This is a genomic window from uncultured Arthrobacter sp. (genome assembly GCF_947493765.1).
Lineage (GTDB): Bacteria > Actinomycetota > Actinomycetes > Actinomycetales > Micrococcaceae > Arthrobacter_D.
The window spans coordinates 1-23,275 of sequence record NZ_CANLSZ010000015.1 but is presented as its reverse complement, the minus strand read 5'-3'; the positions used below and the strand labels follow the sequence as shown (position 1 = coordinate 23,275).

Sequence of the window (23,275 nt, the reverse complement as noted above, 5' to 3'; positions counted from 1 at the left end):
GTCGGTTAGAACAGCATCACGTGACACTCAGATATCGTCCCGCACACCGCCCCACGCTATTAGGAGACACGCCCTAGGTCCACTGTTCGACGCGACTTTCGGTGGAAGCCGAAGACGACCTCGAAGGGATCTCGCCGCCACGCCAAGGGTGGCTGATATGGTTCGCCTTGTGATTCGGGTCATGGTCGTGGACGACCAGTTGTTGATGAGAGGAGCTCTTGAGCACTTTGTGTCCTCTGCCGAGGGCCTGGTGCTCGTAGGCGCAGCGGCGAACGGCGTCGAGGCGGTAGCCGGGGTCCAGAAGCTCGCTCCGGATGTGGTGTTGATGGATCTTCAGATGCCCGAGATGGACGGGGTGGAGGCCACCCGGGTGATCACCGAGCGCTGGCCCTCGGTTCGGGTGTTGGCGATCACCACCTTTTCCTCTGAGCACTACCTGGTGCCGGCCCTCCAGGCCGGTGTCCAGGGGTACATCGCCAAGGACTCACGCCCTGAGGACGTGATCGAGGGGATCCGCAAGGTCTCGTTGGGGGACGCGGTGTTCTCACCGCACATCATGCATGAACTCATCGACACGGTCCGTAGTCAGCAGATCCGCAGTGTGGTGGCGCTGGCTGAGCATGAGCACCTGACTCCGCGTGAGCTGGATGTCGTGCGCGAACTGGCGGAGGGCAAGTCGAACGCCGAGATTGGTGAGGCGCTCTTCTTGGCCGAGGCTACCGTCAAGTCCCATCTGGGCAAGATTCTGGAGAAGTGGCAGGTGCGGGACCGGGTACAGGTATTGGTGCGGGCGGCCCAGGCCGGGATCGTCCGCATCGGGTCATGACCTGGACTATGGGCCATACCGGATCCGGGCAGCGCGGCGGGCTGGTCGAAGGCCTGAGGCGGATGATGTCGGCGCCTGCGCTCTCGTCCCGCTTCCGCACCGCCATCTGGCTCGGGATGCTGGTCTATGTCCTCATCGAGGCCCTTTCCGTCGCCCTGTCGGTCGAGGAATCTGACTCGAAGAGCTTGGGCGAGGGGCTCGCAGCAAGCCTGGTGGTCCTTCTGGTCTCGCTCAGGGTCACCTGGGGGGCGCTGGTCGCCTTTGTGATGGCGATGCTGACGATCCCGTTCTGGGACCCGAACTCCTACCCGGTTGCTATGATCCTCATTGCCATGATGGTCGCCCGGACCGTCAACCGTTCCTTCGGTATCTTCGCCGCGATCCTGTATCTGACCTGGTCGCTGAGCAGCACCGTCTACACCGGCTTGCACCCGGTCAACGTGGCGGGAGCGGACATCCTGGTCGCGGTGGGGGCGCTGATCGGCTGGGCCCTGCGGTTACAGGGTAGGCGGCTGGCGCGCATCGAGCAGGACCTGGCCCTGCAGGAGACATTGGGTCAGCAGGCGGTGGACGTCGAGCGACGGCGGATCGCGACTGAGTTGCATGACGTGGTCGCCCATGGGCTGACCATCATCGCCATGCAGTCCTCCGTGCTGGAGATGGCCCGTGAGGAGGAAGTGCGGACGGCGGCCCAGCGCAACATCGGCGATGCCGCACGGCAATCGCTGCTGGATCTTCGGCGCATGCTCTTGGTGCTGCACGGTTCGGACCGGGTCTATGAACTTGATGATGAGGACATGACGGCCTTGCTGACCGCACGGGCACAGGAGTACACGGCACGTTTGCAGGCCGCTGGATTCATTGTGGAGAATCAAGTCCATGAAACGCCGGGGCTGGCGCGGTCCCTGCGGCTGACCCTGATCCGAATACTTCAGGAGTGCACAACCAATATCCTCAAGCACGCCCAGGCGCCGGCGAGGGCATCCTTCGCAGTGCACGTCAAGGATCAGTCCATCAGTTTGACGGTCCGGAATCAGTTGCCGACCGCACGGCTTAGGACCACATTGCCTGTCTCCGGATTCGGGATGATCGGGATGCAGGAACGGGTGGCGTTGTTCGACGGGACGTTGTCCTACGGGCCCGAGGGCGGGGACTGGGTGGTCCGGGTGAGCTTTCCCCAGCGCCACGTCTGACCCCGGGGCTCTGCACAGCTTCGAGACGCTCGATCGCTGCCCACTAGGATCGACCGGTCAGCCCCGCAGGGGGATCGAGTCGTGTCGCACCATGTGCTGCACCGCAGCTAACGACCGGCTGGTTGCCCGCAGGGCGGTGACGCGGCGCGGGGAACCCGAGAAGTAGTGCACCGTGGGCAGCCAGGCCCGGGGGTGATCACGGTCGCGGAATGGCCCGAAGAGTGCAGTGACGCCGTGCAGTCTGGCCGCCTGGACCACGGTAACGCGCTCGGAGAGTAGCACCCTTCGAGCGGCAAACAGGCCCACAGACTCATCCGCGCTGATCCCAGTCCGCAGGATCCCGCCAATCCAGGTCGCCAGTCCCAGTGCCAGGAGGCAGATGGGGATGGACCATCCTCTCGGGAAGTCGAGCTCTTCGATGCTCAGCGTCCAGGTGCCCACGACGACACCCGCCAGCAGCACGGCGACGATTAGATTTCCGGCCAGGAGCCGGAATCCGCCGGTAATGAGCTGGATGCTGCTGTGGTATCGGGGCAGGTGGTCCTGGACCAGCCGGGCCGCCATGGCCCGCGGGAGGGAAGGAAGCACCAGGTTGCCGCCCAGCTGCGATGAGCTGTCCAGGGTCAGTACTGACAGGCGCACCCGGCCGGTGAGCTGTTCCATGGCATTGAGTTGCCACACCACCCCTTGGACGGCGGCCGGGTTGATAATGCGCTGGTGGGTGGAGAACAGCCCGTACCGGATGCGCAGCCGGCCATCAGCCAGGGCGTGCACGGTGAAGTCGTGATACTTCAGCACCGTGGCGGCCACGCCGATGCCCAACACGGCCACGACGATCAACACCAAGGTGGGTAAAGAACCCAAGCCGGTGATGAAGCCATCCTCGAGGACTTGATCCAGGCTGAGGAGCTCGGCGATTTCCAACAGGCCGAACGCCAGCGGCGGGACCAGGACGATCACCTGTCCGTAGATCAGGCTCAACAGCACCAGATCGACCAGCCGGGTGCGGTAGACCAGTCGTTCGTCTCCGGCCGTTGTCTCACCGACACCGAGCGGGCGGATCGGCGCCGGTGTGGCAGCGGTGCCTTCTGGAGAATTGGATAGGCCGCCTTCGATTTCTGCGGTGGGCTCAGCGCAGAATCCTGTAATAGGAGCGAGTGAGGGCTTGTCCTGTTCCATCCCGGTCGCCCCGGCGTGGACAGCGAAGCGCTGGAACAGGGCCAGGCGCTCGGCGTCCAATGCCTCCAGGGTAATGCGGGATCCATCCTCGCCGGTCTGTGCGCAGATCACCTCGGTGAGGCCGAAGAATCGGTAGGACCATGGCTGGCGGTCATCTACGGAGTTGACCAGGTCCCACGGCAAGAACTCCGATCGGCGAGTCAACAGCCCGGAATCCATCTGCACGCCCTGATTGGACACGGCGTAGCGTACGGTGAGCACCCGGATCCAGGGACCCACGACAATCATGAAGATGACTAGGCCCACGAGGAACTGCCCGATCGTGCGCCACGGCTGGACCCAAGTACTGAGCCACACCACCGTGCCGACGATGCCGATGACTAGCGAGGGCAGATCGGTGAGGTAGCGGGCCAAAACCAGCCGGGGACTGTTGCGGAACCGGTCAGTTGTCACAGTCAGCGCCGTGTCCTCGCGGTGGTCCTCAAGATGGGAGACAGGGGGGATGGAGAGTGCGTCGGGGTGGTCGGTGTCCATGACAGGGTCCCCGCGGCCTACGGTCGAGGCGCTCACGCCGACCCCACCGTGTCCGTCGACACCGGATTATTGCCAAGGCGGTCCGACGGAACGCTCTGCTTGGTCAGTGCCGACTCCTGGCGGCGCCGCTCAAGGCCGGTCAGGACCACGCGCTTGATACGCTCAGCCTCGTGCGCCGGAACCGGGCCCAAGGACTCGCCCTCGACCACACAGGTGAATCTTACGGAGGCCAGTCCGAAGAGTCGCTGCAGTGGACCGCTGATCACGTGGATGCTCAGAATCTGGGGAACGGCCAGGTTCATGGTGTGGCGTATCAGCAATCCCTTGGCCACGTACACCTCCTGCTCGGTCACCGTGTAGCTGTAGTGACGGTGGCGCAGCAGGTTGCCGAAGACCAGATCCGCCACCCCGACAAGGACCACCAGGCCCACCACCGGCCAGAACAGCACCCCGATCACCGGGTGATCCCACCAGCGGGCGATACCGACGATCACCCCCACCAAAACCAGGCAGGTCAGGACGGTGTTGATGTGCCACAGGCGCAGAACCTTTCTCGGCAGCCGGTGGGTTCCGGGTGCGACCAGGGATCGATCCGTAGTGCCCTTCGCTTCGGGGGCCGGTAGCAGGGGATCAGTGGTGCCGTGAATGGTCATGGTCGGTCTCCTGACGAGCTAAGTAGTGAACGGGCCGCAGGTGGATTACCGCGTTCGTCTTCAAGTCTGTCCCAGCCGACGGCAATTACCCACCACCGCCGGTCTGAACCTGCCTCCCCCTTAAGTCGAATCAAGTCGAAGGTCGGCCGTATGTCAGGTGTGGGGCTGGTTGTCACCGCCGACGCCGGCAGCCTCGGTGCCGGCACTGGAGTGTGGAGTTCCAGTGCCGGCACCGAGGCTAGGTGCCGGGGTTCGATGGATCGGTGCGATGTGGACCCTCAAATCTCGAGGATGTGCAGGACCGACTCGATGATCTGCAGGACGGTGTGTCCCTCGTTAAGGTATCCGCAGACCCGGAACCAGTTGTTCCGAACTCAGTTGAGGACGAGGTCGATGCGGCGGGTGCCGTAACGACACGAGTAGCGGATAATCTGACTGATCAGCGCACTCATGGTTCAGGGTGCCTGAGGTGTGTCAAAGCAGCCCGACGGCGCGCAGCACCATCTCTACGGCGTAGCCGTAGCCGGCGCGGGCAGCCCAGCGGTCGACGGTGGCCCGATTGTTGCGCGCCCAGGTGATGGCCCGGTTGATCCCGGCGACGCCGTACTTCCAGACAAGGGAGCCGAGTCGAGCAATGACAGTGAACATGGTGATCTCCTTATAGGTGAAGTGATTGATACTGTCCGGCAATCGGCTAAATGCTTTCTTTTCTTCTGCCTTGCCGGTAATTCAATCTTTGAGCATGAAGGGAAGTAACTACTACCGACAAAGGTTGGAATTTGACGGTTATATTTGTATATGCGTGAATCGTCCTTAGGCGGGCACTAACCCGGTACCTCCGTGGGGGCCAGCCTCACACGGAGGTAGCCCCCCTCGCTCCTCCGCGAGTCCGAGGCAAAATCGGTCGAGGGCGGCGAGGAGTGCCGCCATGGGGTCGGCTACGGACCAGTACGCGACCGTCAGTTCCCGAATCTTTTGCACTGGTTCTCGAAGTCGTGTGCACGGCGGCGAGTGGCAGGGTAGGGCGCCATTGACGGCTTTTCGGACATCCGGTAGGGGTCATGGTGTGAGGCCTCCGGCGGCGAGGAGCATTCTGAGCCGGTAGTTGTGGCGGTTGCGGTAGCCGCGTGCGAGACGGCGGTGCAGTTCGATGATCCCGTTCACAGCCTCGGTTCCACCGTTGTTGGCACGCTCTGTGGTGAAGTACGCCAGGAACGCGTCCCGTCAGCGGCGTAGGGTCCGTCCGAGCCTGGCGATCTCAGGGATGGGGCAGGTAGGGAACGAGTCGACTTCTCGGCGATCCGCCGCCCCTGGGTCAGGTCCTTCACCCGGTAAGCATCACGGAGTTGCTGGGCGCACTGCCAGGCGATGAACACCTCGTCAGCGGAGCCGTGATCACAGCAATCATGGGCAGCTGGTCTGAGGCCGGCTTGCTCGCAGCAGTAGGAATTGCCGTCCTGGTGATGGCGCTCCATGCGCGCAGGCCCAACTGCGGCGATATCACCCGCGTAAACGCGATCGAGTACCGGGATGAAAGGGATCGACTCCTCGCCCAGCACGGCTTCTCAGCGGTCGGAGTCGCCGCCCTGATAGTGTCCGCTATCGAATTCGTCGCGATCACCGTCCTGGCTGGTCCGCTCGGCTGGCCTCCCGCCATAGAGTTACTTCCAGCCAGTCAGCTGGTCCTGCTGTGCATCGTCTGGGCCACGGCGAACTCGATCGCCGTACGTCGCCGGTGACCACCCCCACGGATCGTGACCCGCCCCCAAATCATCGCCAGCACCAGAGCTATCACCATGCAAGATCACTTTCGAATTCGCACTAAGGGATCCCTTGATTGGACTAGATCCAGGGTTCAGTCATGGGTTGATGATCCCCAATAGCGGCGGGGGAGTACAAGCCCTGCTGGTGTCCCGGCAATGTGTCTCACACCGGGTATTCTCAGGAAAGCAGAAGTAGGCCTTTGATGAGTTGTTAGGGAGTGAGCGTGGGAAGTGTCGGGTACGCGCGTGTCAGCACGGTGGAGCAGAACGCCGATCTGCAACATGCAGCACTGAAAGCGGCCGGGTGCAGCCGGATCTTCACCGACCACGGGGTGAGCGGGACACGGGCCAGTCGTCCCGAGCTGGACAAGCTGCTCGATCACCTCCGGGAAGGGGACGAGGTGGTGGTGTGGAAGCTGGATCGCTTGGGGCGCAACACGAGGAACCTGCTGGCCCTGATCGATGACCTCGAGCAGCGTGGTGTGCACTTCAGGAGTGTCACCGAGGGCATCAGTACGACCGGGCCGATGGGCAGGGCGATGCTGACGGTGATGTCTGCTTTCGCTCAGCTCGAGCGTGACCAGTTGGCTGAGCGCACCAGGGCTGGTATGGCCATAGCGGCCGAACACGGGAGGCGGGCTGGTCGTCGGGAGGTCACCGTCGAAGATGTGAAGGTGAGGCGTGTCCGGGATCTGAAGGCCCAGGGCCTTGCACCGGCGGATATCGGGAAGATCATCGGGGCGAGTCGGGCCACGGTGTACCGCTACCTGAGCTTGGAAACAACCGAGCGGTCCTGATCAGGGACGACCAGTCCTTCCGTCTACGTGATGAGGCAAGAAGTCGTGATGAAGGCAGTAGCGCCGGGAGAATAGGTTCCATGGTCCGTACCGATGTCGTTTTGCCCGATGACTATGCCTCAACGCTCGAGGCGCTGAAGCGACGCGTCCGCGAGGCCAGGGTTCGCGCTCAACGGGTGATCAATACTGAACTGATCGAGCTGTACTGGCACATCGGGAACGAGATCCTCATCCAGCTGCAGCGTCAGGGCTGGGGCTCGAAGGTGGTGCGCAGACTCGCGGACGATCTGCGGGTCGAGTTCCCCGACATGACCGGGCTCTCGTACCGGAACCTGCAATACATGCGGGCCTTCGCGGCCGCGTGGGCGGACCAACCAATTGTGCAGCAGCCTGCTGCACAACTGCCGTGGGGCCACATCATGGTCTTGATCGACAAGCTCGATGACGCTTCCGCCCGCACCTGGTATGCCGCGGCCGCGGTGGAGCACGGGTGGTCACGCAATGTGCTGATGAACATGATCATGAACAAGTCGATGGAGCGTACCGGGGCGGCGCCATCGAACTTCACACGCAGTCTGCCCGCACCGGACTCCGAGCTGGCGCAGCAGACAGCCAAGGACCCCTACGCTTTCGAGTTCCTCGGCCTTGCCGGCGAGGTTGCCGAGCGCGACCTCGAGCAGGCCCTCATGGACCGCATCGTCGACACACTCCGCGAGCTTGGGCCCGGGTTCGCATTCGTGGGACGCCAGGTCCACTTCGACGTCGGCGGGGACGATTTCTACATCGACCTGCTGTTCTTCCACGTTCAGCAGCTGCGCTACTTCGTTGTCGAACTCAAAACAGGGAAATTTCAGCCCGAATACGCCGGGAAGCTCAACTTCTACGTCGCCTTAGTCGATGACAAGCTCAAACTCCCGATCCACGGCGAAACGGTCGGCATCTTGATCTGTGGCAGTAAGAACGAGCACACGGTCCGCTATGCGTTGGGTCGGGCAGACTCACCGATGGCCGTGTCCACCTACACCTACGACTCACTCCCGCCCGCCGAGAAAGACGCCCTTCCCCGCGCCGATGAGCTGTCAGCAGCATTTGACCATATCGAAGCGCCACCAGCCCTACCTGAATAAGGCTCGCAGGACCCCAGATCATTATGAGTTCTCTGCCCTCGTCTCAGGGATCTCTGTGACGGTGACGTGTCGGGTGCTCAAGCTCTCTCGCCAGCCCTACTACCGGTGGCTGGCGGATCCCATCACGCCCAGCGAGGTGGTGGAGGCGTATCGCGCAAACGCGACCTTCGACGCGCACCGTGACGACCCGGAGTTCGGGCACCGGCTACTCGCCGACGAGGCCCGCGACACCGGCGAGAGAGGGAACCCTGCCGACCGGGAGCGATTTTTCTGCTCGGCAAGACCAGCGTTAATTACTGCAAACGCGAACCAGAAGACCCCGCTCTTCGGCCTGCAACGGCGCTGACCGACTCGGAGTATGTCGTGGCCGGCCCCAAGTAGGCGGTCATCGCGAGTCGGACCGCGGATTCGTACCAGGGGTCTGCGAGACGCTGGCGTAGTAGGACCGCATGCCGTGCTTCACCCCGAACCGAATGATGCCGTACAGGACCAGGGCCGCCAGAACCCACAGCACTGCCACGATCAGGAGCCCAACGATTGGAAAGAACCCCGGAGCGAGTGGATTGTTACCCATTGCTTCCCCCATACCTAGAACGAACTATCAATGCAGTGAGCGTAACGGGACACCTGTCGTCGACCGGCACACCACGAACTGACTGACGTCTTCGTGATTCCCTGCTTCCCGCTGGCGCTCCGAGCAGGGCAATGGTCCTCTCGCTTCGCTTCGGCCTGTTCCGGCCCGGCTGCTCCTTCGTCGCATCCAGTCCGGGTGTTTTTTGCTGCTGTCCTGCGGATTGTGCGTCCCCGCTCCACAGCGTCAATCGCTGCGCGACGGGGCCGGCCACAAAGCCTCTACGGCGCTCCTGCGTCGCTGATTTCCTTCGAGGTTTCTGTCCGTCTCCGCCCTTCGGGTTGAACACTGCTCCGTCGGGGACGAGCGAGCGAGCTCGCCAGCAGGCAAAAAACAAAGGGGGAAGGGCCAAGTACCAGCTGGCTCACCACAGGCTCTGACCCCACCTCGTGACCGAAGGAGCACCGACCATGAACGTTCAATACATCACCACCGACACCGGCGAGGCCGTGAACGCCCCGACCCTGCCGTCCCACTGGGGAGTCGGGGAGTGGCAGACCGAGGACGACGGATACGAATGGTTCCGCTGCCTGGAGGGCACACCGTGGACCCTGGTCACCCGGTGGGGGAGCGAAGGGCACTCGCTCGGAAAGTTGTACTCGATGATGGTCGCTACCGCCGTCCACGAGGACGAGCGGGGCACCCTCTATGGGTACGGCAGCTACTGCCAGGGGTACAGCCACACCCTGTGGTTCCGCTCCGAGGCCGCACTGCACGCGGAGATCACCGACACAGCATTCTTCTACTGGAAGGACGGGCAGAGCCAAGGACCGGACACGCTCCCAGCGACAGCTAGAGAGCTTCCCGCCGAGTACACGGTGCCCTACCAGGCACCGGCACCGGTCAAGGACACCTTACGAGCAGACGGCGCACCCTTCTAGCCCATCCGCCGGCCACACCCCACCCCAGCTGAGGGTGTGGCCGGCGCTCAGGCACCCTGACCTTCCACCAGGTCAACCCCCCCGTGAAGCTCATCCCCTGCAAGGAGCACCAACTATGACCGCTGTTCTGGAAAACCTCGACCCGAAGACCCTCACCATCGACGCGAACATCCGCAAGGATGCGAGCCTTGATCCTGCATTCCTGGCCTCGATCAAGGACCACGGGGTCCTGCAGCCCATCGTCGCCCACCGCACCGAGACCAGCGCCCACGTCCTCTACGGTCAGCGCCGCACCCTTGCCGCTGTCGAGGGGAACCTTCCCACCGTGCCGGTGTACGTGGTCGAGTCGGCTACAGAAGCCGACCGGTTGGTACGGCAGATGGTCGAGAACGATCAGCGTCTGGGCTTGAGCGAACGCGACCGGGCCGAGGCGTTCCACCAGCTGTCCCTGATGGGGATCCCGGCGGCACAGATCGCCAAGAAGACCGGGACGAAGAAGACCACCGTGGAGACCGCCCTGAAAGTGCGCTCCAATACCGCCGCGACCGAAGCTCTCGACCGGGGATGGACGTTGGAGCAGTCAGCGGTCCTCGAGGAGTTCAGCGACGACGAAACGCTCGTGGCCGAGCTGCAGCTCATCCTCGACAAGGAACCTGGCCGGTTCGCGCACAGAGTCCAGTACCTGCGCAACGTGCGCATCACCGCCGCACTGATCGCGAAGGCCACGGCGGAGCAGGAAGCCCTGGGCAACACTGTGGTCGACGGGTCCGGCTACGCCAACCCGGCGAATCAGGACGCGAATGCCCTCCTCCGCGCCGACGGTAGTCCTGCCACAGCGGTGGAGGACGCCAACGCCGTCGTCCTCAACGTCATGTACAACGGCGAGGTACAGGTTCGGCCGGTCGTGGCGAACTTCCGGGACCACGGGTACACGATCATCCCCGGCAGGGGAGCAAGCGTCACAGAGGGACAGTCCGGGCCGATGACCGACGCGCAGAAGAAGGAACGCCGGACGGTGATCGAGAACAACAAAAAATGGGACGCCGCGACCGAGGTACGCCAAGCATGGATCACCGCGCTGCTAGGCAGGAAGACACCGCCGAAGGACTGGGCACGCTTCACGGCCACGACACTGGCGAACTACAGCAACAGCGTCGCCTACGCCGCAGCGCAGAAACAAGAACTCGCCGCTAACCTCGTCGGAGTCACCGACCCCGACTACCGCTCCTACAAGGAGCTCGTGGACAAGCCCACCACCAACCCCGACACGGCGGTCTTGGCGATGATGCTCGCAGCCCACGAATCCGCACTCAGCCGCCAATCCTGGCGGCACCCCGGCCCCCAGGACGCCTACTACCTGTTCGTCCTCAAGGACTGGGGATACACCGCCAGCGACGTCGAGACCATCATGACCGACCACGCCATGAGAGACACCAACACCGACAACCGCCCGGAGACTGCGCCGTAGGCTTACCCAGATGGGGGAGGGGAGGTACAGGCCCGCACGCGGCCCGGGATCTCCCCTCCCACCCAGCAAGCCCCTTAGATTTCCTTGTCACGAGGAAAACCCCTGGCGGGACCGTGTGGTGCGGTCCCGCCACTTCTTCGTCCTCTCTTGATCTTTCCTCGACCAGGCACCCATGGAGGCTGTGCACATCCACCGTTCACCAACGGTGAGATACCCGCACTAGGTGACATAGGTGGGTGTGTGCAGGTGGTCCGCTGGTCCCTGCTGTCCATGTGTGTGCGGGTCGAGCAGCGAAGCGAAGAGGGCTCGAGCCGTGCCCATGTGGGCAGGAGGCGCGTCCAGTGAGTTTCACACTCCACTGAGATGACATATTCGTGGCGCCTTATAGTGAGACTCATGTCAGTTTTTGAGATAGCGCAGCGAATAAAAGCGGAACATGGATCATCGTTGGACGCGTTCCATCGTCGGGTGTTCGATCCAAACAATTTGAGGACCGCCACACGCCCCCTCACGGAGGAAGACCCAGCCGAAGCCGGAGGGCCTTGGAAATCCGTCGTGAATCATTGGCATCTTGTGACCATCACTGCGAGTCTGTCTGACCTCGCGTGGGCCGCCGAAGACGCTTCTCTGCGGGGTTTTCAAATGCTGTTTAGCATCGCGGGACACGACCGCCGCGACTCCTCACGCATCTCACTTCCTGATGACGAACGCGACGCGTGGCTCTATGCGTTCGTCGGGTTGGAGCTTGGGCCTAAGAGCTACCACTTGGGCGCTGAAGAAGAGAGGTCAGGAAGTCCCCGGACTGACTACTACGCATTGTTCTTCGACCACGATCGGCAACCTACCCCAAAACCGAGCCGCCACCCTATGCCTATAAGCGACCCAATCGATCCACAGGGTCTCGCCGATTAGATACCGCCTCCTGCAGCACCTACTTGTCGTCAGATTGGAGGCCCCATGTGCGGCCGTTTCGTTGTCATCGGCAACAAGGGCGTTATTCGGGCCGCCTACAACTCGCTCGGCCACATCCACGACCGGACGCCGGCCATCATCCCAGGCGACCTGCAGGATCAGTGGCTGGACCCGACCATGACCGAGCGGGACTAGGTGCAGCACTTCATCTACGCCATCCCCAAACCCAACCCGGTGCCGCAGGTCGTCGGCAAGGAGGTTGGGTCTGTTCGCAACAACGGACCTGAAATCGTGCGGGAGATTTCAATTGCCTGATGACAGTCATGCGTCGAATGTCGATGCCGCCTACTTACGTGCTCTGAGCGGAAGGGTCGACGACTTGGAGGGCTGGAGATTTCGAGCGCAACGCTTGGAGCTGCCCCAGTACGGTAGTGAGTTGGACCAAGACGATAAAGTTTTTCCTTTCGCCCCAATCAGCGAAGAAGCACGACGATCGCTCATCTCGTCTGGGGAACATTTGAGGCTTGCTTGGACAGCCATACGTGTAGGAGACGTGTATCCATCCGCCCACTTCACGACCCTTCGGGGAGCGCTGCTTGCCGCGTCTCAAGCCGTTTACATACTCGGTCCCGACGATTCAACTGTACGACGTCAGCGAGGGCTCACGGTCATCGCTGAGTCCTATAAGCGGGCACAGCAGTTTCATGCAGAGTTCCTTAAGGTGCCCGAGCAGATGCCTAGAGATGATGAGCAAATTCGAGCACAGATCGCTTGGTTGAATGGGCGTCGAGCTGGGGCGTGTGAAGCTGGCGGCAGGGAAGGTGGACCGAACATCACCAATGAAGTTCTGCCATACGCAGCTGGTGAAGTATTCTATGGCTCGCCTGACATTCAGCACGCTGTGATGTGTCTGTGGCGCCAGATGAGCGGAGATGCTCACTCGTTATCTTGGGCGCTCAACCTCCGCGCGACTTTCAGCACCTCAGCGAAGGGTGCTGCGCTCGGCGAGGCGCAGGTTGGGGGATCTCTCAAGGACATAGCTGATCCGTTCGAAGCCGCGTATCTCATCCTCAGAAGAGGATGGTCCCTGTTTGATCAACGCTGCGAAGCCAGTGGAGAGCGCTCCTCGGGGATTGAATGAGCGCCTAAGTTGTCTTGCTAGCCGCTCAGGCCGCTTCTATGCCGGTGGTGTGGATGCTGGTTGTGGACTTCTGTAGTGGTCAGCAAACTCCTCGTCGGTCAACGTGGGAAACCGATCCTTTGTGCACCACTTGGTTCTGCTGTCGTTTCTCGCAGTCGCCTGCACAGCGTGCCGCGTCGTTCCGCGGTCTGTGCAGGCGGGTGTGAGCATCCGGTTTCTAGGACTCCTCTGCACAAACTCGCAGGTCGCCGGGATAGATGGCGGCCGCGCCAGTGTCAGTGTCCTTGGAGCGCACGCAAGCCGATGGTGCATCGTGCGATGTGGGTCGTGCGGGGGGTGTTGCGGTGTGGTGTTAGTGGGATGTTCGGTGGCGGAGGAATCCAATGACGGTGAAGCATGCGGCTGTGAAGGCGATGGCCATGATCCAGCGCACGTTGCTCCAGGCCCACCCGTGCTGCAGTCCTTCGAACGCGAGATACCCGAAGGCCGGGAGTGCGATGATCCACGCGATACGGCGCCAGCGTTCGCGGACGCGTCTTCCGGATGTTGATCGAGGTAACCGGGAGGCGTAGTCGTTCGGTGCACCGAATTCCTCGCTCAGGGTGGTGTTGTTGTTCCGTGCGTGCTGGCGTGCTTCGACGATGGTGGCTCGGACTTCCTTTTCCGGCATCTCGATGCGTAAGCGCAGGAGCCCTGCCAGCTCGAGAGCCCATTGATCGTCGGTCTGGGCGGTCGGGGCGGCTTTGTGTTCGGTCTGGGTTGTGGCGCCCTGCCGGGATAGCGTTGAACGCAGTGAGTGGTGAAGTGTGCGATGTGCTTGAGCGTCGGAGAAGTAGCGGTAGAGACCGATTGTGACCAGGGCGTGTCCCACGGTGAGTACGGCGTACCACCACAGGGGCCCGGTGAACAACGGTGTCGTATTGCCGAGAACGAAAAGTGAAGCGGTGAGGGTTATTCCCAGGAGGGCGGGAAGGAGCGCGAGGACAACAGCCCAGAGTCGCCTGATGTGTTGGAGCCGGGTCTCAAATGTTGTGAGGCTGACCAGTGCGGTGGTCCCGATCAGTGCTGGGGCCAGGAGCTTACCGAGGGTGTAGTCGGTGGTCCAGTTGCCGGAGAACAGCTCGAGAACCCCGAACATGGCGATCGTGAAGGTCGCGATGCTTGCGGCCAGGACAGGAACGTCCCGCCAACTCGTCGGGGGCTCCACCGGTAGAACTGGGGCACCCTCAGTGCGCCACTGTTGGATCTGGGCGTCGACGTAGTCGAAGGGATCGCCGAAAAGATCCTGCGGGCTTTCGCCGGAATCACGCACGAGTGCCAGTACCTGAGTCAATTCCGCATGAACGAGGGTGTGGTTGATGTTCTCCAGATACATGCGGCCGATGACGAGTTCGGCCCAGTCCTGATCCGCCTTCACACCCCGGGCAAGGCCGAAAGCGGCCGGAAGTTTGTGGACGTCCAGTGTGGGGGATGTCATGATCGGTTGTCCTTTCCGCTGCTGAGTGCTTCCGTCAGCGTTTGCCACTTGATCAGCCCATCGGAGAGATACTGCCGGCCTGAGTGTGTGATGGAGTAGCTTTTACGACCCGGGCCGGTATCTGCTTGCTCCCACCGCGCTTGAACGTATCCGGTGTCTTCCAGTCGGCTCAGAACGGGGTAGAGCGAGCCGCCTTTTGGTCTTCCGAAGCCGCGTAGTTCAAGTTGTACCGCGATCCCGTATCCGTGTAACGGCCCCTCGAGGACACAACCGAGCACGGCCAGATCCAGACTTGCTCGGATCCACGGCAACGGCCACTGCATCTCCATGTACCTAAGTATGCAGCATACCTATGCAGGCGATCAATCCCTTGGTCCTCGAACTTGATGCCTTTTACACACGAGTAATACCGTTCACCGGAGCGTTTCAGGATCGGCTTTCGAACAACTTCTCGTCGATGGTTGTAGGTACTGACTGGCAGGCAACTGCTGTGTTGAGTTGCCTGCCAGAGCGCCGACGCGCTGTCCTTACCTGTTGTTGAACCAGTGCGGAGGGCTTTCCAGGTCGGAGGGCAGGAGTGTGCGCGCGTCACCTTGAGCGGCGTTGAGTTGGGCCTGTGTCAGATAGAGGGCTTTGGAAAGATCGGCCCCTTCGAGACGAGCGTCTCTGAGGTCAGCGCCGAGCAGGTCAGCGCCGGACAGGTCACAGCCTCGCAGGTCCGTCGCGATGAGATAGGCACCTCGAAGATCCGCTCCACAGAGCGACTGGGAAATCATTTCCTTGCCCATGAGGTCCGCTCCCGGGACAAGTGCAGCATCGAGGTGATCATCCCCGGTGGCGAGGTATGAGGATCGGACTTCTTCGCTGACGCCCATCAACACGGACCGGACTTGGGTGTGCATCTCGCCGAGGTCCAGGGCCAGAACCTGCTGCGGATCGTCCATCGCCGTTTCGATAGCCGTTCGGAGGTCGTTGGCCTGGTTTGAGGTGTTTGGGTCGAAGGTCCTGGTGGTGGCTTCTGTCAGGTACCAGAGCATTTCGTGGAGTTGCCGGACGACCTTGAACGCCCCGAACATGTCCTTCGTTGTTTCCGGCTCCGCTTTCCAGCTGATGCCGTGGAAGAGGTTCTGGGAGACGTTCTGGCCGGCTCCAAAGCAGTCGAAGACGGTGCATCCTCGGAAGCCCCGCGGTCGGAGGCTGTCGTGGATGGTGCAGGAGAAGTCGGAGTCGAGGTTTTGGCAGGGAGTTCCTGCTGGTTTGTCGATGGCGAAGTCCGTGGAGCGGGAGAAACCCAGGGCTGTGCAGCAGAGCGCGAAGCAGTTGCCGCAGTCGGGGCGTAGTGATTCCCGGGTAAGGACTGGGGAGGAGGACGTGGTGGAGTCGTTCGAGGTGAAGGGCATGGGAATCTTCTCTGGGTGAGTTCGGTGAAGGACCGGGTGCCAGGGGAACTCGTAAAGGAGTTCCCTTCGAGGGCGCACGGGATCACCGCTTCCAAGGGAAGCGAGCAGGAAACGCTGCGTCGACTCTGGGTCACAGAGAAAGTAAGAATGTCACTGCGATCAAAAGTAGCATCATCCCGACCTGTCCTTTAGCCGATCCCGTTACGTGCTTGGGTCAAGTCCCTGGTGGTGGTGTAGCGGTGGGTGATCCTTTTGGTTGTTAGGCGCTGAGTTCGAGGCTGGTGTCGGTAGTTGCCTCCTTCCCGGTGTCGGTGACGAGGGTGAGACGGGATTTCGCGAGGATGTCGAGTCCGAGGTAGCGGCGTCCTTCAGCCCATTCATCGGTCTGCTCGGCCAGGACCGCTCCGACGAGGCGGATGATCGCGTCACGGTTGGGGAAGATCCCGACGCTGTCGGTGCGACGCCGGATCTCCCGGTTCAACCGTTCGTTGGGGTTGTTTGACCAGACCTGTTGCCAGAGCCCTTCAGGGAAGCTGGTGAACGTAAGGATGTCCGCCCGAGCAGCATCGAGGTGCTCATGGGCGTCGGGAAGTTTGTCCTGGACGTAGTCCAGGAGCCGGTCGAACTGGGCATGCACCGCTTTGGCGTCGGGCTGGTCGTAAACCGAGTGCAGCATCGCTTTGACGGCCGGCCACATACTCTTCGGCGTCACACTCATGAGATTCGCCGCGTAGTGGGTACGGCACCTCTGCCATGCAGCTCCGGGCAGGTTCGCGCCGATCGCCTCGACCAGGCCCCGGTGGGCGTCGGAGGTGACGAGCCGGACCCCGGTCAGGCCCCGGGCCACGAGGTCGGCGAAGAAGCTGTTCCACGCGGACCCGGTCTCACTGGTGGCCACGCGCAGGCCGAGGACTTCCCGGCGGCCGTCGGCGTTGACGCCGGTCGCGACCAGGACGACCGCGTTGATGACACGACCACCTTCACGGACTTTCATGGTGAGCGCATCGGCGGCGACGAACGTGAACGGGCCGGACTCACCCAAGGGCCGGTGGCGGAACTCGTTCACGTGCTCATCGAGCTCAGAGGCCATGCGGGAGACCTGCGACTTCGACAGGGAGTTGATGCCCAGGGTCTTCACGAGCTTGTCCATCCGACGCGTGGAAACCCCGGCGAGGTAGCAGTCCGCGACGACGGTGATCAGCGCGCTCTCGGCCCGTTTCCTACGCTCGAGGAGCCAGTCCGGGAAGTAGGTGCCAGAGCGCAGCTTCGGGACAGCGACATCTGACCATGTCAACCTTTTCTGGCCCCGGTAGGGCGGCTTGAAGTGGCCCCGGCTAGCGAATGCCTCGTGAGCCTTCACCACAGGACCAACACAGCGTTATCGGACGGTTCCGCGGGAGCCTTGTCCGCCCCTAGTGCGGGTTCGGTGTGGTTAGTCCGGTGGCCGGAGCTTTTTGGTTGGCATGCGTGTCGGCGCTGGTGTTTCTCCAGTAGCCGGTAAGTGAGCTTCTTAGGAGTGCTGGTTCGATGACCAGGTTAATGGCCGTATGGGCGATGATCGCAGGCAGAATCACGCGATCGCTGGCAAGGTAGACGCATCCCAGAGCTGCGCCCAGGCCTGCTGTGGACAGCGCCACGGGCATGATGATCGACAGGTCGCGGGAGAATGCACCCCAGATGGAGTGGGCGAGCCCGAACGCGAGGGCTGTCGCTAGTATCTGCAACCACCATGTGATTCCGGCAGTATCAAGCCAGTCCATGAGGAATTTTCGGAAGACCAGTTCTTCGAAGAACCCGGTCACGACGGCCAGCGGTATGGCGAGAAGTTTCAGCATGCTGGGTTCGAAAGCTGTCCGACGTACGAAAGGCACAGCCCAAAAGGTGTAGGCGACGTAGCCCGCTGCGACGAGGAAAGCCATCACCCAGCCAAGAGGGATATCAGCGAGCTGGTTCGTGACGCCAATGAGCTCTTCCCAGAAACGAGCTGGGTCGCGGAGGTGCCACGCTGTCAGGGGTATCGACATGCCACCGATGGTTCCGACCATGATCAGTGCCGTCGTTCGTCTATGCTGCATTCCCACTCCTTTTCGCAGTACACTCGTACTATAACCGGATGGAGGAATGATGCCGAAGATTGTCGATCATGAGTCCCGCCGGCGCGACATCGTGGAGGCGGTCCTTTGCCGCATTGAAGCTCACGGCTTCGCGAGTGTGAGTGTGCGCAATCTAGCTGCTGATTTGAACGTCAGTCCTTCGGCTATCCGGCATTACTTTTCCTCAAGTGAGCAGATGCTCGCATCCACGATGCAGGTAGTGCGGGAAGCTCAGGCCAAGAGGCTAGGTATCGGTGTCTCCTCGATGAAGGACTGGGATGTGCGCGAGGCGTGGTTGCAGGCGTTGCCACTCGACGGTGTGCGCAGGCGCGAAGCTGTGGTGTGGCTTTCGATGATGATGGCGACACATTCTCCCGATGTACGGGCTGTCCTAGCGGAAGCGAATGCGGATCTCGATCATCTATGCCGGGTGACTGTTGAGCAGCTCGGCTGCAGAGAATCAATCGCCATCGAAAGCAAAGCACTTCGGGCTTTCACGGATGGTCTGACGCTCAACGCGATCGCGGACCCGCAGGCATTCGATTCTGACCTGATTGTCCTCGCTCTTGATACCTACTTCACACGGATCACGGCGGCCTTTGCTGCCTGATCCCTCAAAAGTTCATAGCCCCGCAACCCTTCGTGAAGCGTCCCTCTAAGAGGAGGCCTTAGCGGGATATTGGGCGACGGAGATCTTCGCGGCTCAGCTCGTGCTTTGGTGGGCGAGGGTGTGGGCGAGTCGGTAAGAGTCGGTACCGGTTTCGATGATGGCCCCGTTGAAGGTGAGCCGGTCGACGATCGCGGCGCAGAGCCGTGGGTCGGTGAAGGTTTTCGTCCACCCGGAGAAGGACTCGTTGGAGGCGATCGCGATGGAGTTCTTCTCCTCGCGTTCGGTGAGGACCTGGAAAAGGAGCTCGGCGCCGCGTCGGTCGAGTTCCATATAGCCGAGCTCGTCGATCATGAGCAGGTCCACCCGCCCGTAGCGGGCGATGGTCTTGGCGAGCATCTTCTCGTCGGCGGCTTCGACGAGTTCGTTCACGAGCCTCGTGGCCAGCGTGTATTTCACCCGGTAGCCCTTCTCCGCCGCCGCGGTCCCCAAACCGATGAGCAGGTGGGATTTACCGGTTCCGGAGTCCCCGATGAGGCAGAGGGGTTGGCCTTTGCGGATCCAGTCCCCGGTCGCCAGGGTATGGATGGTCGCGGGGTTGATGTTGGGGTTCGCGTCGAAGTCGAAGTCCCCGAGCCACTTATCCCGTGGGAAGTTCGCCGCTTTCACCCGCCTGCTCGAGGAACGGCGATCCCGGTCATCGCACTCAGCCAACAACAACTCGGCCAGGAACCCCTGGTAGGAGAGTTGTTCCTTCCCAGCGACAATGAGGGCTTCGTCGAGGACGGCTCGGATCGTGGGCAGGCGTAACCGGCGGCAGGCCTGGTCTACGGCCGCAACGGCGGCTTGCTCGGTCAGACCACGCCTGCGGCGCAGCATCGGAGTCACCGTGGTGGTGGTTGCAGGGCTCATGAGATGTTCTCCTTCGACATGCTGACAGGTGCGCTTCTGGAGGTGCTGGCAGGTGGGCCGGCTGGGGTAGCTGGAGTGCGTTTAGCGAGGAGCTCGTCGTACGCGGTCACCGACGGTGCTGGCCGGTGATCCGCCGGCAGGCCCGCGATAACCGAGGCCGGGTCCATCAGCCGGCGCTGAGTCAGGCTGACAACTCGTTGCTCGCGCTGATCAGCGCGAGCACCACGACGGGTGTCAGAATGACGGTCCGAGCTGGACCCACTCACCGCTGCCGGCTCCTCCGCTGCCGGGTCCTGGTGTGTGGTCGGGTTCTCGGTGGCGTGTCGGCGGGCTTCGACCGCGACGACGTCGGCGCTGACCGCCACTACCTGCAGGGCGGCCCGGATCCCGGCTTCAATGTCCTGGGCGTGCATGAACCGGTGCAGGAGCAACACGTCGATGAGTTCGCGGGTCCCGTCGGCGTCGCCGTTGACCCGTCGGGATGCCGCCCAGAAAGCGTCATGGGCGCTGGTGAACGAACCAGCCTCCCGTGCCCTGACCAAAGCAGTGGACCCGGGAAAAGCCCCTGGCTTGGTTCTCAAGACCTCCAGGTAATGATCCAGCTGCACTGACTGCCCGTTCTTGACCGTGATCCTTTGGTGCCGGGCCACGATCAGACGCCCGTCGAAGACCACGATCTCGGATGCCCGCAGGGAGACGCGGACTTTCCGGCCGATGAACCGTGCCGGGACCGAGTACTTCACCATGCGGACGGTGATCATCGAGGACCTGTCCACCCTCGGCGTCAGCACCAACCCGGGATCGAACGTCTCCGACGGCAACGGTGCGAGGTGGGGTCGTTCCGTGTCGTAGTCCTGGCCGACGGTGCGGATCCTGTCATTGATCCGCCTGCCATCATCCTGGGCTTCCCACTCCCGGATCTTCTCGTTGAGCTCATCCAGGGAGGCGACGACGGGCATCGGGGAGAGCCTGTTACGACGGAACCGGCCTACCTCGCCTTCGACCCCGCCTTTCTCATGGGCACCGGTGACACCGGGCTGGCAATAGAACGCGTCGAAGCCGTAGTGGGAGCGAAACAGCGTCCACCGGTCGTTCTCGACCCGCTGCCGTCCTTGCCCGAACACCACCGCGGTGACCGCGCTGGTGAGGTTGTCATACCGGATGTGCTTGGTCGGGATCCCGCCCAGAGTGGTGAACGCGTCGATGTGTCCCTCGAGAAACGCCTCCTGGGCCTGGGTCGGATAGACCCGGTGAACGGCTTTGCCGGAGTGGGAGAGCCGGTAGACGAACATGTGGCACTTGGTCTTCACACCGTCCAGGACGACCCAGACCTCACCGAAGTCCACCTCGGCCTCCGCGCCCGGGGCGTGTTCTTGCGGGATGAACACCTCCACCCGCCGGCCGGCTTCGACGTCGATCTCCGTGCGGCGGATCCGGACGTAGTCCCGCACCGTGGAATACGACAGCTCCATGGCACCGTGTTCCTCGATCAAACGGGCAAGGATCCTGCGGGCGGTATGGCGTTGCTTCCGCGGCGCGGACGTGTCCTCAAGGAGCATCCCATCGATCGCAGGCTTGAACGCCTCCAACTTCGTCGATACGCGGACGGGTGTTTTCCGTTCTGGCGGTTTTGCTGAGTCCAGTGCTGCTCGGATTGTTCGGCGATGGACGTTATACCGAGTGGCCAGGGCACGAATGGACAGGCCCTCCACTCGGGCGTCCCTTCGGATTGCTGCGAATACCTCCACGCGTGCTCTCATCCTTGACCTCCACCACTGGAAACGAATCGATGATTCCAACAGTGTGGTGGGGCCAGTTCAAACCGTCACAAGAAGCCCCGCGAATCCTTGGATGGGTCCAGGTCGAGCCGTCACGATGGGGCCATTTCAACCTGTCATAGTCAGACATCAACGGTCCCGACGCGGGTGTCCAGGTCGCGGTGCCGGTAGCCGTTGCGCTGGGTCAAACGCTCAGGGCTGGACTTGCCCCACTCCGCCCCGGCCACGGCGTCGGCGTCCGCGGAAAGCAGGGCGTTGATCATGGTTTGCAGCAGGTTACGCATCAAATCAGGGGATGCCTCGCCGAGGGCTTCAGTCAGGAGGCGGGCAGGGTCGAGAATATGAGGAGCGGTCATCGTGATGATGCCTTTCGAGTGGGATGTGAGAGTTTCCTCGAAGGATCACACGGTGACCGCGCCTACGTCACGAGCGACGAGCCCGGCCACCGAGCGTTACACCACACTAAGGGGCACTACTCGTGCTTGCGATCAGTCGGATGTCAGATGCACTGTACGGATAGCCGTCCTGATCGCCCTGGATCCAATTGAAGTCGACAACTTGTCCCGCGGTAAGGGATCTGAATCCGTCGAAGTCGATGACGCTGAAGTGCGCCCAGCAGCCGTCTGGGGTCTACTCAGAATCGATGACGCCCCAGCCTTCATCGTCGTGCCAGAATCGAACGACTCCGCGTGTACTCATCACGTCAGTGTAAGGATCAAGGCGAATGTGAATATTCGCTGACGGGGCCTTGTGTGGCCGTGGAGTGTAGTTATGCGCCGGCGACCGAGTACTCGCCGTTCAAGTCGTCCGCGAGCCCTTCGATATCCCAAGTCGTAGGCTCGCCGGTGGCCACGTCCGTTACGTCGACCACCATCCAATTCCTGCCGCGGGCGAGGTGCACCTCGCCCTGATTCGAGCCAGTCCAAATCTCGAGCGCTTTCTGCACGGCGTCCTCGTCGAGGTACAGATCGATCTGCACGTTCTCCGAGCACAGCTTCTGTTCGGATGTCAGCGCACCGCCGTCCGCCGGCGTGATCGGCTCACCGGCCGGCTCAGCATCACACCCTAACACCCCGTCGACGGCGGCATATGCCTCGTCCATCGAGGTGAACGCCGGCAGGGCTTGAGTGTCCGCTTGCCCTGGAGTTCCGCAGCCGGCGAGTAACCCCACGGTGAGGACGGTGACTACCGCGGTGCTCAGGGAACGTCGTCGTTTCATAGTTTTACCCCCAAGTGACTATTGAACGCACTCTTCCAGAGTCCGGCCGATAGCTGAAGTATCAGGGCGAATTCGGCGCGCAAGCCGCACCACCGCACCCCAAAAGGGATCGCCGGCTGAACGATGAGCAGTGGCGGGACGCGGCGACGATCATGGCCGAGCGCATGGGCTACGAGGACCACCCGTGGGTGATGGTCCGTCACGGAGAGGATCACGTGCACATTGTGGTCAGCCGGGTCAGTGATACAGCCCAGGTGTGGCATGCACGGCAGGACTTCCGCGCCGCCCAAAGTGCAGCGACCGCCATGGAGAAGCACTTCGACCTGATCCAGGCACCACGCCAGAAAGCACCAGGACAAGCCCGCAGCAGTCAGAAAACACTCATCGGGAACCAGCAACAGGCCGTGGTGAAGCTCAGCGAGCAACGGGCTATAGCAGTCGCCGAGGCCCTTGAGGCCAAACGATTCATCGAGCTGAGCCGCCCACCCACACAGCCAGGTGGAAGACCCGCAAGGCCGGCACCAGGGCAAACCCCGGTGATGAGACCCCCAGTGAGGGAGCATCGGCCAGAGAGCGGCTTCGAACGCTAACGCGGCTCATCCCAATCGAGGGTGTAGGTAACGCGGGCGCGTCGGTGTCGGGGTAGGGGTCGAGGCCTTCCGATGATGGGAGTTCTGACGCTCC

At 62.2% G+C, this 23,275-nt stretch carries 22 protein-coding genes and 3 pseudogenes; 12 read left to right on the top strand and 13 right to left on the bottom strand.

Going from position 1 to position 23,275, the window contains the following annotated elements; genetic code table 11:
* Positions 1-157 precede the first annotated feature (157 nt).
* The gene (locus Q0747_RS13605) at positions 158-826 is read left to right on the top strand and encodes a response regulator transcription factor (RefSeq protein WP_298255538.1); all 669 of its coding nucleotides are present in this window, start codon (positions 158-160) and stop codon (positions 824-826) included.
* Positions 823-2,019, top strand: a complete 1,197-nt coding sequence (locus Q0747_RS13600) for a sensor histidine kinase (protein ID WP_298255536.1) — start codon at positions 823-825, stop codon at positions 2,017-2,019. Before Q0747_RS13605 ends, Q0747_RS13600 begins: the two co-directional genes overlap by 4 nt.
* 57 nt (positions 2,020-2,076) lie before the next feature.
* On the opposite strand, the gene Q0747_RS13595 is transcribed toward Q0747_RS13600, so the two are convergent.
* The 4 genes and pseudogenes from Q0747_RS13595 to Q0747_RS13580 all read right to left on the bottom strand — a co-directional run.
* Positions 2,077-3,732, bottom strand: a complete 1,656-nt coding sequence (locus tag Q0747_RS13595) for a PH domain-containing protein (RefSeq protein WP_298255534.1) — start codon at positions 3,730-3,732, stop codon at positions 2,077-2,079.
* A 32-nt stretch (positions 3,733-3,764) separates the two neighbouring features.
* Positions 3,765-4,385: a PH domain-containing protein gene (locus Q0747_RS13590; RefSeq protein ID WP_298255532.1), complete on the bottom strand. Its 621-nt coding sequence runs from the start codon at positions 4,383-4,385 to the stop codon at positions 3,765-3,767.
* 474 nt (positions 4,386-4,859) lie between these two features.
* Positions 4,860-5,033: a hypothetical protein gene (locus tag Q0747_RS13585; protein ID WP_298255530.1), complete on the bottom strand. Its 174-nt coding sequence runs from the start codon at positions 5,031-5,033 to the stop codon at positions 4,860-4,862.
* Between the two features lie 411 nt (positions 5,034-5,444).
* Positions 5,445-5,767: pseudogene (locus Q0747_RS13580) on the bottom strand (transposase); the annotation flags it as partial.
* Here Q0747_RS13580 and Q0747_RS13575 point away from each other — a divergent pair.
* The 8 genes from Q0747_RS13575 to Q0747_RS13540 all read left to right on the top strand — a co-directional run bounded on the left by Q0747_RS13575 (position 5,732) and on the right by Q0747_RS13540 (position 13,105).
* Positions 5,732-6,124, top strand: coding sequence for a hypothetical protein (locus Q0747_RS13575; protein WP_298255542.1), 393 nt, complete (start codon positions 5,732-5,734; stop codon positions 6,122-6,124). The pseudogene Q0747_RS13580 and the gene Q0747_RS13575 sit on opposite strands and share 36 nt — an antisense overlap.
* A gap of 248 nt (positions 6,125-6,372) precedes the next feature.
* Complete coding sequence (locus Q0747_RS13570; RefSeq protein ID WP_298255528.1) at positions 6,373-6,945, top strand: recombinase family protein; 573 nt, start codon at positions 6,373-6,375, stop codon at positions 6,943-6,945.
* A gap of 80 nt (positions 6,946-7,025) precedes the next feature.
* Positions 7,026-8,072, top strand: a complete 1,047-nt coding sequence (locus Q0747_RS13565; protein ID WP_298255526.1) for a YhcG family protein — start codon at positions 7,026-7,028, stop codon at positions 8,070-8,072.
* Positions 8,073-8,145: 73 nt separating this feature from the next.
* Positions 8,146-8,418, top strand: a complete 273-nt coding sequence (locus tag Q0747_RS13560; RefSeq protein WP_298255524.1) for a hypothetical protein — start codon at positions 8,146-8,148, stop codon at positions 8,416-8,418.
* 695 nt (positions 8,419-9,113) lie between these two features.
* A complete protein-coding gene (locus Q0747_RS13555; RefSeq protein ID WP_298255522.1) occupies positions 9,114-9,584 on the top strand; it encodes a hypothetical protein in 471 nt (156 codons plus the stop codon).
* 115 nt (positions 9,585-9,699) lie between these two features.
* The gene (locus Q0747_RS13550) at positions 9,700-11,052 is read left to right on the top strand and encodes a ParB N-terminal domain-containing protein (protein WP_298255520.1); all 1,353 of its coding nucleotides are present in this window, start codon (positions 9,700-9,702) and stop codon (positions 11,050-11,052) included.
* A 957-nt stretch (positions 11,053-12,009) separates the two neighbouring features.
* Positions 12,010-12,159, top strand: coding sequence for a hypothetical protein (locus Q0747_RS13545; RefSeq protein WP_298255518.1), 150 nt, complete (start codon positions 12,010-12,012; stop codon positions 12,157-12,159).
* A 526-nt stretch (positions 12,160-12,685) separates the two neighbouring features.
* On the top strand, positions 12,686-13,105 hold the full coding sequence (locus tag Q0747_RS13540) for a hypothetical protein (RefSeq protein WP_298255516.1): 420 nt from the start codon (positions 12,686-12,688) through the stop codon (positions 13,103-13,105).
* Positions 13,106-13,457: 352 nt separating this feature from the next.
* Here Q0747_RS13540 and Q0747_RS13535 read toward each other — a convergent pair whose 3' ends face one another.
* From Q0747_RS13535 to Q0747_RS13515, 5 genes and pseudogenes are all read right to left on the bottom strand, one after another.
* A complete protein-coding gene (locus Q0747_RS13535; protein ID WP_152817093.1) occupies positions 13,458-14,582 on the bottom strand; it encodes a hypothetical protein in 1,125 nt (374 codons plus the stop codon).
* The gene (locus Q0747_RS13530) at positions 14,579-14,905 is read right to left on the bottom strand and encodes a PadR family transcriptional regulator (RefSeq protein WP_298255540.1); all 327 of its coding nucleotides are present in this window, start codon (positions 14,903-14,905) and stop codon (positions 14,579-14,581) included. The genes Q0747_RS13535 and Q0747_RS13530 overlap by 4 nt, the downstream gene beginning before the upstream one ends.
* A 204-nt stretch (positions 14,906-15,109) precedes the next feature.
* Entirely contained in the window at positions 15,110-15,982 is an 873-nt protein-coding gene (locus Q0747_RS13525) for a pentapeptide repeat-containing protein (protein ID WP_298255511.1), read from the bottom strand.
* A 259-nt stretch (positions 15,983-16,241) separates the two neighbouring features.
* Positions 16,242-17,264 (bottom strand): annotated as a pseudogene (locus tag Q0747_RS13520) (IS256 family transposase); the annotation flags it as partial.
* A 130-nt stretch (positions 17,265-17,394) separates the two neighbouring features.
* Positions 17,395-18,057, bottom strand: a complete 663-nt coding sequence (locus Q0747_RS13515) for a CPBP family intramembrane glutamic endopeptidase (RefSeq protein ID WP_298255509.1) — start codon at positions 18,055-18,057, stop codon at positions 17,395-17,397.
* A 46-nt stretch (positions 18,058-18,103) separates the two neighbouring features.
* Here Q0747_RS13515 and Q0747_RS13510 point away from each other — a divergent pair, with 46 nt between their 5' ends.
* Positions 18,104-18,685, top strand: coding sequence for a TetR/AcrR family transcriptional regulator (locus Q0747_RS13510; RefSeq protein ID WP_298255507.1), 582 nt, complete (start codon positions 18,104-18,106; stop codon positions 18,683-18,685).
* Positions 18,686-18,778: 93 nt separating this feature from the next.
* On the opposite strand, the gene istB is transcribed toward Q0747_RS13510, so the two are convergent.
* The 4 genes and pseudogenes from istB to Q0747_RS13490 form a co-directional block, all read right to left on the bottom strand.
* Positions 18,779-19,594: an IS21-like element helper ATPase IstB gene (gene istB / locus Q0747_RS13505; RefSeq protein ID WP_298255505.1), complete on the bottom strand. Its 816-nt coding sequence runs from the start codon at positions 19,592-19,594 to the stop codon at positions 18,779-18,781.
* Positions 19,591-21,354 (bottom strand): IS21 family transposase, encoded by a 1,764-nt coding sequence (gene istA / locus Q0747_RS13500; protein ID WP_298255503.1) that lies wholly within the window; start codon positions 21,352-21,354, stop codon positions 19,591-19,593. Before istA ends, istB begins: the two co-directional genes overlap by 4 nt.
* A 143-nt stretch (positions 21,355-21,497) precedes the next feature.
* Positions 21,498-21,728, bottom strand: a pseudogene (locus Q0747_RS13495) (transposase); the annotation flags it as partial.
* Positions 21,729-22,141: 413 nt separating this feature from the next.
* Positions 22,142-22,591, bottom strand: coding sequence for a hypothetical protein (locus Q0747_RS13490; RefSeq protein WP_298255501.1), 450 nt, complete (start codon positions 22,589-22,591; stop codon positions 22,142-22,144).
* A 53-nt stretch (positions 22,592-22,644) separates the two neighbouring features.
* On the opposite strand from Q0747_RS13490, the gene Q0747_RS13920 reads away from it, so the two are divergent.
* Positions 22,645-23,181: a relaxase/mobilization nuclease domain-containing protein gene (locus Q0747_RS13920; RefSeq protein ID WP_367277727.1), complete on the top strand. Its 537-nt coding sequence runs from the start codon at positions 22,645-22,647 to the stop codon at positions 23,179-23,181.
* The last annotated feature ends 94 nt before the right edge of the window (positions 23,182-23,275 follow it).